This is a genomic window from Burkholderia sp. Ac-20345, from assembly GCF_017104825.1.
Classification (GTDB): Bacteria; Pseudomonadota; Gammaproteobacteria; order Burkholderiales; family Burkholderiaceae; genus Burkholderia; species Burkholderia lata_B.
The window spans coordinates 1-10,058 of the sequence record NZ_JAAGPO010000281.1 but is presented as its reverse complement, the minus strand read 5'-3'; the positions used below and the strand labels follow the sequence as shown (position 1 = coordinate 10,058).

Annotated in this window: 11 protein-coding genes; 7 read left to right on the top strand and 4 right to left on the bottom strand. The window is 68.1% G+C overall.

Annotation, left to right across the window (positions count from 1 at the left end; all coding sequences use genetic code 11):
• The 3 genes from G3O06_RS44100 to G3O06_RS44090 all read right to left on the bottom strand — a co-directional run.
• The coding region (locus G3O06_RS44100; protein WP_205819834.1) for a prepilin peptidase at positions 1–327 on the bottom strand (327 nt) is incomplete at its 3' end.
• Positions 328–415: 88 nt separating this feature from the next.
• On the bottom strand, positions 416–598 hold the full coding sequence (locus G3O06_RS44095) for a Flp family type IVb pilin (RefSeq protein ID WP_041493341.1): 183 nt from the start codon (positions 596–598) through the stop codon (positions 416–418).
• A gap of 354 nt (positions 599–952) precedes the next feature.
• Positions 953–1,246, bottom strand: coding sequence for a hypothetical protein (locus G3O06_RS44090; RefSeq protein ID WP_205819833.1), 294 nt, complete (start codon positions 1,244–1,246; stop codon positions 953–955).
• A 215-nt stretch (positions 1,247–1,461) separates the two neighbouring features.
• On the opposite strand from G3O06_RS44090, the gene G3O06_RS44085 reads away from it, so the two are divergent.
• From G3O06_RS44085 to G3O06_RS44060, 6 genes are all read left to right on the top strand, one after another.
• Positions 1,462–2,529 carry an ABC transporter substrate-binding protein gene (locus G3O06_RS44085; protein WP_174911119.1) on the top strand — a complete coding sequence of 356 codons (1,068 nt, stop codon included), beginning with the start codon at positions 1,462–1,464 and terminating at the stop codon, positions 2,527–2,529.
• A 15-nt stretch (positions 2,530–2,544) separates the two neighbouring features.
• On the top strand, positions 2,545–3,387 hold the full coding sequence (locus G3O06_RS44080; RefSeq protein WP_205819832.1) for an ABC transporter permease: 843 nt from the start codon (positions 2,545–2,547) through the stop codon (positions 3,385–3,387).
• A 39-nt stretch (positions 3,388–3,426) separates the two neighbouring features.
• Entirely contained in the window at positions 3,427–4,245 is an 819-nt protein-coding gene (locus G3O06_RS44075; RefSeq protein WP_205819831.1) for an ABC transporter permease, read from the top strand.
• Between the two features lie 39 nt (positions 4,246–4,284).
• Positions 4,285–5,130: an ABC transporter ATP-binding protein gene (locus G3O06_RS44070; RefSeq protein ID WP_174911127.1), complete on the top strand. Its 846-nt coding sequence runs from the start codon at positions 4,285–4,287 to the stop codon at positions 5,128–5,130.
• 148 nt (positions 5,131–5,278) lie between these two features.
• Positions 5,279–6,232, top strand: coding sequence for a TauD/TfdA family dioxygenase (locus G3O06_RS44065; protein WP_205819830.1), 954 nt, complete (start codon positions 5,279–5,281; stop codon positions 6,230–6,232).
• Between the two features lie 158 nt (positions 6,233–6,390).
• Positions 6,391–7,338: a TauD/TfdA family dioxygenase gene (locus G3O06_RS44060; RefSeq protein ID WP_205819829.1), complete on the top strand. Its 948-nt coding sequence runs from the start codon at positions 6,391–6,393 to the stop codon at positions 7,336–7,338.
• A gap of 94 nt (positions 7,339–7,432) precedes the next feature.
• Here the strand turns inward: G3O06_RS44060 and G3O06_RS44055 are convergent, their stop codons facing one another.
• The gene (locus tag G3O06_RS44055; protein ID WP_205819828.1) at positions 7,433–9,094 is read right to left on the bottom strand and encodes an ABC transporter substrate-binding protein; all 1,662 of its coding nucleotides are present in this window, start codon (positions 9,092–9,094) and stop codon (positions 7,433–7,435) included.
• Positions 9,095–9,385: 291 nt separating this feature from the next.
• On the opposite strand from G3O06_RS44055, the gene G3O06_RS44050 reads away from it, so the two are divergent.
• The gene (locus tag G3O06_RS44050; protein WP_174911137.1) at positions 9,386–9,793 is read left to right on the top strand and encodes a DUF427 domain-containing protein; all 408 of its coding nucleotides are present in this window, start codon (positions 9,386–9,388) and stop codon (positions 9,791–9,793) included.
• The last annotated feature ends 265 nt before the right edge of the window (positions 9,794–10,058 follow it).

Here is a 10,058-nt window from a genome sequence, read left to right as displayed (position 1 = left end):
ACACAACGCACCGCACGCGCCGACGCCCGTCAGCACCGGAAACGCCAGTGCCGGACCGGCCCACAGGAATACCGCCGCCGCCAGCTTGACGTCGCCTCCGCCGATCCAGCCCGCGTGGCGCATGCCGCAGAACAGCAGCAGCATCGCCGCGCCGGTCGCGACATGGCCCGCCAGCGGCGCGAACCCGTCTCGCGCGAGCGCCGCCGCGACGAAATACAGCGCCGCGAACGCCAGCACCGCGCGATTGGACAAGCGCCGGTCGCGCAGATCCTGCGCGGCGAGCGAGGCCAGCAAGACCGTGGCCACCGACTGCACGAGAGTGAGCATGGGAGAGCCGTCCGTCGACACGCCCCGGCCGGATACGGCCTACCGCTGCAGATCCCGGTGTTCGTCGGTGGCGCGCGGGTTCAGTGGATCAGATCAGGCTCGTCACCTTGTTGATCAGTGTCGTGAACACGCTCGGCAAGCCGCCGCTGGTGCTGCTGAGGATCACGCCGACCGCCGCCAGCGCGACGACGACGATACCGGCCAGCACGGCGTATTCGAGCGAGCTGACGCCGCGTTCGTCACGCAGCAGGGACTTGACGTATTGCAGCATGGCAACCTCCGTGTAACGGGTCGGGACCGACCGTTGAACGCAAAGACGCTCCGTTGCTCCGGTGGTTGCGCAGGGCATTCGCCCATTGCTATCCATGCGTGCGCCCCTGGCACAAGGTCGCTCGCATCCCCCGGAATCCTCTCGACTACTGCAACACGCGGTGTGCAACGACGACATCGGTCGTTGCGTGCCTGCATTCCTGGTGCGGGCTTCCCCGCACGATGCAACCGCGCTGATTCGTCTAGGGTATAGACAATTTTTCAGGCGAATTCAAATTATTTGGCGTCGGAATGCATTTATGGATTTCACCGTGCAACGATGAAAGCGATTCCGTTCATTTGCGGTCATTTTTTCTCACATCACATCGAATGGTTCGCGTATCGGAACAGGCATGGCGACTGTTGCGGAGCATGATTTACCGACCGGTAACCGAACCGTTTCCATTCGATTTACCGGCATGCCGGGGCGCTTCACATGCGCCCGCCGCGCCCCGCCCGACCAGCCGTCCCGGCAATCATGGCGGGCCCGCATCACATTTCCCCAATTACCCGGCCCCGTTTTCCCGCCCTGATCCTGCAAGCGATCCCCACGCGAATTCACGCTCGTCGCCATCGCGATTTTCCAATCGGCGATTTCCTGATTCGGCATCCGGTTTCAATCGACATGATTGGAATCCTGAATAAATGTCCTATGCATGTGAATGCGATTCTCGTTCATATGGAACGAAACGCCCGGCGCGGCAACCCGCAAAGCGGCGATAAGCATAGTTCAAATCGTTTCTTGTCCGGCCCCGGCACGTCATCGAGAATGCGCCGACGGGCTACGGCCCGGCCTCGCTCCCCAACGTTCCGGATCATCGATTCATGCTTCCACTGCGCCTGCTTCGATCGCTGCTGATCGCATCCATCTTTGCGTTGCCGGCCGCCGCCGCGCACGCCGACAAGCCCGCCACCATCCGCATCGGCGTCGCCCAGCAAGGCGCCGGCGATCCGCCGACGTTCGGCGGATCGAGCGCCGCCACCGCGCAACTTCAGCAACTGGTCGAAAAGGAGTTCGCGGCCGACGGCATCAAGGTGCAATGGCTGTTCTTCAAGGGCGCGGGGCCGGCCGTCAACGAGGCGATCGCCAACAAGGCGCTCGACTTCGCGTACCAGGGCGATCTGCCCGCCGTGCTCGCGCGGGCGAACGGGATCAAGACGCGCCTGCTGCTCGCCGCGAGCGTGCGCTCGGGCGTCAAGATCGCGGTGCCGCCCGACTCCACCATCCGCTCGATCAAGGACCTGAAGGACCGCCGCGTATCGATCTTCCGCGGCACGAACCTGCAGCTCGTCGCCGACAACGCGCTCGCGAAAAACGGCCTCGGCGAACGCGACCTGCGCGTGATCAACCTCGACTCCGCGAGCTCGCTCGCCGCGCTCGCGTCGAAAGGCATCGACGCGTCGGTAGGCGACTACCAGCTGTACAAGCTGCGCGACGCGGGGCTCGCGAAGATCATCTACGAATCGCAGAACGACGGCCCGCAACTCACGCGCCAGACCCACCTGCTCGTGCTCGACGATTTCGAGCGCGCGCATCCGGACATCGTGCAGCGCGTCGTCAACGCGCTCGTGAAGGGCGCGCAATGGTCGTCCGATGAAGCGAACCGCGATGCGTTGTTCAAGCTGTGGGCCAAAAGCGGCGTACCGGTTTCGTCGTGGCAGGCCGACTATGCGAACCAGCGCCTGAAGGATCGCTTGTCGCCGCTGATCGATCCGTTCGTCGTCGCGCGCTACAAATCCGTCGCGCAGGACGCGCTGGCGCTGAAGCTGATCCGCCAGCCGGTCGACGTCGATGGCTGGTTCGAGCCGAAGTATCTCGACAATGCGCTGCGCACGCTGAAGCTCGAAAGCTACTGGCAACGCTACGACGCGGCCGGCAAGCCCCTCTCCTGACCCGGACCCGCCCCGATGAGCGACACCGCGTTTTCCATCCCGTCATCCGGGCGCCATGCGCTCGCCGTGCCGCCGCACCGTGCGGCGGTCGTGAAACGGTGGTCGTGGCGGCTCGCACCGTGGCTGCTGCCTGCGCTGCTGTTCGCTCTGTGGAGCGTCGGCAGCGCGCGTGGCTGGATCGCGCCGCAGATCCTCCCGCCGCCCGAACGCGTGTTCGACGCGCTCGCGGATCTCGCGACGAGCGGCGATCTCGTGCGCCACACGCTGATCAGCCTGCAGCGCGTGCTGGTCGGGTTCGCCGCCGGCACGCTGCTCGGTTTCGCGACCGGCGTCGCGATCGGCCTGTCGCGCACGCTCGAAGCCTACGTGCTGCCGAGCTTCAACGCGCTCGTGCAGATTCCGGTGCTCGGCTGGCTGCCGTTCCTGCTGCTGCTCGTCGGCGTCGGCGAACCGCTCAAGTACCTGCTGATCGCGCATGCGGCGCTCGTCCCCGTCACGCTGAGCACGTTGCAAGGGTTTCGCCAGACCCCGCCCGCGCTCGACGAAGTCGCACGCGTATTCGGCTACACGCGTCGTCAACGCATCGTGCACGTCGTGCTGCCCGCCGCGATCCCGACGCTCGCGACCGGCGTGCGGCTCGCGTTCACGAAGTCGTGGCTCGCGCTCGTCGTCGTCGAGCTCGTCGCGTCGTCCGAAGGGCTCGGCTACCTGATCGTGTACGGGCGGCAACTGTTCCAGCTCGACCTCGTGATGGCGGCCGTGATCGTCGTCGGGGCGGTCGGCCTGCTGATCAACCGGCTGCTCGATGCGCTCGAAGCGCGCTTGCGCCGCGGCGTGCCGTCCGCGTTCCGCGGCTGAACCGCCGCCCCTGCCCGAGCAATCGAAGGAGATTCACCCGTGACGCATTCCGCCTCGCCGGACGCTACCTCGCCGGCCGCCACGGCCGCCCGCCGCCTGCATGCGCCCGACTGGCGCGGCTTCGTGCTGCCGCTCGTCGCGTTCGCGCTGTGGTGGGCGATCGCTTCCGCGCACCTCGTGAGCAGCGGGCTGCTGGTCGGCCCGGGCGACGTGCTGCGTACCGCGTGGGCGCAGGCCACGAGCGGCGCACTCGGCCGCGCGCTGTCCGCGTCGCTCGCGCGTGAAGCCTGCGGTTTCGCGCTCGGTGCGACGGGCGGGCTGCTGCTCGGCGCCGCGCTCGGGCTGTCGCGCGTCGCGGCGCGGATGGTCGGCCCGAGCTTCGACACGTTCAAGCAGATCTCGCTGTTCGCATGGATTCCGCTGATTTCCGTGTGGTTCGGCCTCGGCGACGTCGCCAAGGTCGTGTTCCTGTCGCTCGCCGCGCTGCTGCCCGTCGCCGCGCACACCTGCGACGGCATTCACGCGGTGCCGCGCGCGTATGTCGACGTCGCCCGCGCGCTGCGCTACTCGCGGCTCCAGCTCGTGCGCTACGTGATCCTGCCGGCCGCGCTGCCGTCGATCTTCACCGGGCTGTATCTCGGGCTGATCTATTCATGGCTCGCAACGCTCGGCGCCGAATACCTGCTGGTCGCCGGCAGCGGCATCGGCAACACGCTGATCGACGGCAGCGAGCAGTTCCGGATGGATCTCGTGCTGTTCGGGATCATCGTCGTCGGCGTGACCGGCTGGGCCCTGAACGCGATCGCGCGTGCGATCGAACGCAAGGTGCTGGCCCGGCGCGGCGACCTGCCGCGCTGAGCGCCCCTTCCTTCCCCGCCACACCTTTCTCGCACCGCCATGACGACCCTCGCCTCCGATTCGCTCGACATCCTCCACGTGAGCAAGCACTACGCGCAACGCGGCGCCGCGCTCGCCGTCCTCGACGACGTGTCGCTGCACGTGCGCGCCGGCGAATTCGTCACGATCGTCGGCGCGAGCGGTTGCGGCAAGTCGACGCTGCTGCGGCTGATCGCCGGGCTCGATGCCGACTACTCGGGCGAGATCCGGGCCGGCGCCGAGCGCGTGCGCGACACGTCGCTGCAGCGCGGGATCGTGTTCCAGGATCACCGGCTGTTCCCGTGGCTGACCGTCGCGCAGAACATCGAGGCCGCGCTGCGCAACGCGCCGCTCGACGCGGCCGCGAAGCGGCGCGCGGTCGCGGATCACATCGCGCTCGTCGGGCTGAACGGCTTCGAGCATGCGTATCCGAACCAGCTGTCGGGCGGGATGGCGCAGCGCGTCGCGATCGCGCGCGGCCTCGTGAACCGCCCGCGCGTGCTGCTGCTCGACGAGCCGTTCGGCGCGCTCGACGCGCAGACGCGCGCGCGGATGCAGAACGAACTGCTGCGCATCTGGGAACAGGAGCGCATCACGATGATCCTCGTCACGCACGACGTCGACGAAGCCGTGTATCTCGGCGACCGCGTCGTGACGATGGCGCCGCGCCCGGGCCGCATCGAACGCATCGTCGATGTCGCGTTGCCGCGCCCGCGCCGGCGCGATTCGCCGGAATTCGCGCGGCTGCGCGACACCGTGCTCGCCGATTTCGACGACAGCGACCCGCCGGGCGACGATCGCCCGGGCGGCAAGCGGATCGACACGCCGCGCCCGCACCGGATCGGCGAATGGCGGCTGGCGTGGTAGCTCGCACGACGCGGCACATTGCTCAGCATGACGACGCATATCGATCGTCGCTGCGCACACGCTAAGGTTGTGACGATTCATCGGTTCCGGTTCCGCACGGTCCCTGCTTGAATGGAGACTCGACCGATCCGACTCCAGGAGATTCCCGATGTCCGAAGTCCAGCACGCCGCTCACCCGTCTTCGCATGCTTCGCACGCCGCGCCGCGCACGGCCACCGCCCCGCTCCAGCTTCGCCAGGTCGCCGGCCGGATCGGCGTCGAGATCGCCGGCGTGCGGCTGTCGGGCACGCTCGACGACGCGACGTTCGATGCGATCCAGGCCGCGCTGCTGCGCCACAAGGTGCTGTTCTTCCGTGGCCAGCAGCATCTCGACGACACCGCACAGGAAGCATTCGCACGCCGCTTCGGCAATATCGTCGCGCACCCGACCGTGCCGTCCGCCGACGGCAGCGCGCATCTGCTCGAACTCGATTCCGCGCACGGCGCGCGCGCCAATTCGTGGCACACCGACGTGACCTTCGTCGATGCGTACCCGAAGGTCTCGATCCTGCGCGCGGTCGTGATTCCGCCGTTCGGCGGCGATACCGTGTGGGCCAATACGGCCGCCGCGTACACGAACCTGCCCGACCCGCTGCGCGCGCTCGCCGACACGCTGTGGGCGCTGCATACCAACGCGTACGACTACGCGTCGACCCACGTGCATGCCGACGATGCGCAACTGAAGCGCTACCGCGAAGTGTTCACGTCGACCGTCTACGAAACCGAGCACCCGGTCGTGCGCGTCCATCCGGAAACCGGCGAACGCACGCTCGTGCTCGGGCATTTCGTGCAGCGGCTCAAGGGGCTGTCGGCGCAGGATTCCGCGCACCTGCTGCAGGTGTTCCACGAACACGTGACGCGCCTCGAGAACACCGTGCGCTGGAACTGGCAGGAAGGCGACGTCGCGATCTGGGACAACCGCGCGACGCAGCACTACGCGATCAACGACTACGGCGATGCGCGCCGCGTCGTGCGCCGAGCGACCGTGCACGGCGACGTGCCGGTCGGCATCGACGGCCGCCAGAGCGTCCTGCTGAAGGGGCCCGGCGCGACGCTGCAATAACACCCGTGCACCACGGCGGCGGCGCTCCGTGCGCGCCGCCGCGCCCACTCCGCTTTCCGCCACCGGACACCGACCATGCATTCCCCGCCACCGGACCGACGCGCACACGCGCAACGATGTCGGCCCTCCGCCCCGTTCACTTCCGCCAGGAGCGTCGCATGAGCGCCCTACTCGAACCCGCCGCCCAGCCGGTCGACGTGATCCCGCTGTCCGCCCACATCGGTGCGGAAATCCGCGGCGTCGACCTCACGCAACCGCTGACCACGCCGCAGATCTCGGCGATCCGCGCCGCGCTGCTGAAATGGCGCGTCATCTTCTTCCGCGAGCAGTTCCTCACGCACGATCAGCATGTCGCGTTCTCCGCGCAGTTCGGCGAGCCGACGGTCGGCCATCCGGTGTTCGGGCACGTCGACGGGCATCCAGCCGTGTACTCGGTCGCGAAGCATCGCAAGGCAACCCGCTTCGAAGGCGAGCCGGTGCGCCGGCCGTGGACCGGCTGGCACACCGACGTGACGGCCGCCGTGAACCCGCCGTGGGCGTCGATCCTGCGCGGCGTGACGATCCCGCCATACGGCGGCGACACGCACTGGACGAACCTCGTGCGCGCGTACGAGACGCTGTCCGCGCCGCTGCGCGGCTTCGTCGACAGCCTGCGCGGCATTCATCGCTTCACGCCGCCGGCCGGTGCGCGTGCCACCGGCGCGTTCGACGAGGCGGTCGAACGTCGCCCGCTCGTGACCGAGCATCCGCTCGTGCGCGTGCATCCAGAGACCGGCGAACGCGCGCTGTACGTGAGCCCGAGCTTCCTGAAATCGATCGTCGGGCTGACGCCGCGCGAGAGCCAGGCACTGCTCGAACTGCTGTGGGAACACGTGACGCGGCCGGAATTCACGATCCGCTTCAAGTGGGAACCGCGCAGCATCGCGTTCTGGGACAACCGTGCGACCGCCCACCTCGCGCCCGTCGACATCTTCGATCTCGACTTCGACCGCCAGCTCTATCGCACGACGCTCACCGGCGACGTGCCGGTCGGCCCCGACGGCCGGCCGTCGGTCGCGCTCGAAGGCTCGCCGGTCGAAGCCGCGGCGGCGGTCGCGCTCAACTGAACTGCACTGACGGCAGCCGGCGCGCACTGCATCGCGCCGGCCTTTCCCGCCGTCACGCCACGCGGACGAAAGCACCGTCCGCGCGGCCCTCCCGTCAATCCAGCCACACCCCGTCGAAGCGGTGCCCGCCGAGCGGCGAGAACGTCAGCCCGTGCACGCGCCTGGACACCGGCAGCGACACGATCGACGTCGCGATCGGCGTGAACGGCACCTGATCCTTGAACACGACCTGCGCCTGCTCGTACAGCGCCGTGCGCTTCGCGACGTCCGCATTGGAACGCGCCGCGTCCACCAGCTTCTCGAAATCCTGGTTGCACCATTTCGCGAGATTGCTGCCGTGCACCGCGTCGCAACCGAGCAGCGTGCCGAGCCAGTTGTCGGGGTCGCCGTTGTCGCCCGACCAGCCGTACAGGATCGCGTCGTGCTGCCCGTCGTGCTTCGCGCGGCGGTTGTATTCGCCCCACTCGTAGCTGACGATCTTCGCGCGCACGCCGATCTTCGCCCAGTCCTGCTGGATCAGCTGCGCCATCAACTGCGCATTCGGGTTGTACGGGCGCTGCACCGGCATCGCCCACAGCGTCAGGTCGAAGCCGTTCGGGAACCCGGCCTGCGCGAGCAGCGCCTTCGCCGCCGCCGGATCGCGCGGCGCATCCTTCAGGCGCGGGTTATATGACCATTGCGAAGGCGGCATCGGGTTCGTCGCGATCTTCGCGTCGCCGTTGAACACAGTCTTCACGATCGCCGACTTGTCGATCGCGATGTCGAGCGCGCGGCGCACGTCGACGCGATCGAGCGGCGCATGCTGCGTGTTGTACGCGACGAAGCCGACGTTGAAGCCCATCCCCGAAAACAGCGTCAGCTTCGGGTCGCGCCGCACCGTGTCGAGGTCGGCCGGCCGCGGGAACACCGATATCTGACATTCGCCGGCCACCAGCTTCTGCAGGCGCGCGGCCGGATCGGGCGTGATTGCGAACACGAGACGCGAGAGCTTCACGTCGTCCGGCTTCCAGTAGTCGGGGTTCGCGTCGTAGCGGATCAGCGCATCCTTCTGGTACGTGCGCAGCAGGAATGGCCCCGTGCCGACCGGGAACTGGTTGATGTCGGCTTCGCGATGGCGCGCCGCGAGCTGCGACGCATACTCGGCCGACAGGATCGACGCGAACGCCATCGCGAGATTGCGCACGAACACGACGTCGGGCGTCTTCAGCACAAAACGCACCGTGTAGTCGTCGACCTTGTCGATGCGCTCGACGTTGCGGTCGAAACCGAGGTCGCTGAAATACGGGAAGCTGACCGGATAGGCCTTGCGGAACGGATCGTCGGGATCGAGCATCCGGCGGAACGTGAAGACGACGTCGTCGGCCTGGAACGGCCGCGTCGGCGTGAACCACGCGGTGGTCTGGAATTTCACGCCACGCCGCAGGTGGAACGTGATCGTGCGCTGGTCGGGCGACACGTCCCAGCTCGTCGCGAGCGACGGCTCGAGATCGAGCGTGCCGCGCTTGAACTGCACGAGCCCGTTGTAGACCGTGTACGTGCTCGCGTCGAAATCGGTGCTCGTCGTGTGCTGGCCCGGATCGAAGCCGGCCGGGCTGCCTTCGGTGCAATACACGAGCGTCTTGCCGGACGGTGCGGCGAGTGCCTGCGTGGCCGCGCCGGCGAGCAGCAGCGACGCCGCGATGCAGCGCAGCGCCGTCGCGGCATGGCGGATGCCACGCGCACGACGCGCAGCAGGCGAAACGAAAGCGTTCTTCATGGTGGCGGAGATGAGAGAGGACTGTCATGCGAATGACGACGGCCGATCTTCGCGCGCATCCCGCCGATCGCTTACCAATTAATTTCGCGTTGCTTATCGCCGTGGATGCATCCCGCTGCCCGTGCATGAAAACGTCCATGCGAGCGCCGGGCGGCCTTCTCGCACCGCCGTCTTCCGGCCCCCTGCAGACTCTCCCGAAATGGCGCATCGTAGCGGCTGGCACACGCCGGCACGGGCGCGCCGGGATCCGCCCGGCACCGTCGCGCCGCCGTTTCCTGGAGGACACGCACGATGTCGATCCGCCCCGATACGTCTTCTCGTCCCGTGAAATCGCCGGGCCCCGATCATCCGATCACGGTCGAACCGCATCCGCGGCGCGTCGTGGTCAAGGTGGCCGGCAAGGTCGTCGCCGATACGCGCCGCGCGCTGGCGCTGCGCGAAGCCAGCTATCCGGCCGTGCTCTACATCCCGCGCGAGGACGCCGACATGTCGCTCCTGCAGCGCACCGATCATTCGACCTATTGCCCGTACAAGGGTGACTGCGCGTACTACTCGATCCCGGCCGGCGGCGCGCGTGCGGTCAACGCCGTCTGGACCTACGAGGCGCCGTATCCGGCCGTCGATGCGATCCGCGGGCACCTCGCGTTCTATCCGGATCGCGTCGATTCGATCGAGGAAAGCCCGGCCGGCTCCGATTGAGCGTCGCGGCAGCCGTGCGTCTGACGCCGGGCGGCTGCGCGAGCGACGCAGCGATTTCGCCTGCCCTGCCGGCTCGGTCCGGCGGTTCGTGTGCTCGCCACCGGCCCGACCGACGCCACCGGGTCCGGCGCTGATTTGCATATGCGCATTCGTTGGTTGGCCGCCGGCGCACGCGGACGTATCGTCACGAGTCCGGCGCGGGCCGGCCCGTGGCGTGCAGCGCCCGCATCCGGCCCCGCCCTGCGCCGACCGCGCGCCTTTCGCG

Excerpts from the sequence above, each read along its gene's own strand:
- G3O06_RS44095 (WP_041493341.1), bottom strand. The coding sequence starts at position 598 with ATGCTGCAATACGTCAAGTCCCTGCTGCGTGACGAACGCGGCGTCAGC.
- G3O06_RS44060 (WP_205819829.1), top strand. The coding sequence starts at position 6,391 with ATGAGCGCCCTACTCGAACCCGCCGCCCAGCCGGTCGACGTGATCCCG.
- G3O06_RS44070 (WP_174911127.1), top strand. The coding sequence starts at position 4,285 with ATGACGACCCTCGCCTCCGATTCGCTCGACATCCTCCACGTGAGCAAG.
- G3O06_RS44050 (WP_174911137.1), top strand. The coding sequence starts at position 9,386 with ATGTCGATCCGCCCCGATACGTCTTCTCGTCCCGTGAAATCGCCGGGC.
- G3O06_RS44080 (WP_205819832.1), top strand. The coding sequence starts at position 2,545 with ATGAGCGACACCGCGTTTTCCATCCCGTCATCCGGGCGCCATGCGCTC.
- G3O06_RS44090 (WP_205819833.1), bottom strand. The coding sequence starts at position 1,246 with ATGCCGAATCAGGAAATCGCCGATTGGAAAATCGCGATGGCGACGAGC.
- G3O06_RS44065 (WP_205819830.1), top strand. The coding sequence starts at position 5,279 with ATGTCCGAAGTCCAGCACGCCGCTCACCCGTCTTCGCATGCTTCGCAC.
- G3O06_RS44055 (WP_205819828.1), bottom strand. The coding sequence starts at position 9,094 with ATGAAGAACGCTTTCGTTTCGCCTGCTGCGCGTCGTGCGCGTGGCATC.
- G3O06_RS44085 (WP_174911119.1), top strand. The coding sequence starts at position 1,462 with ATGCTTCCACTGCGCCTGCTTCGATCGCTGCTGATCGCATCCATCTTT.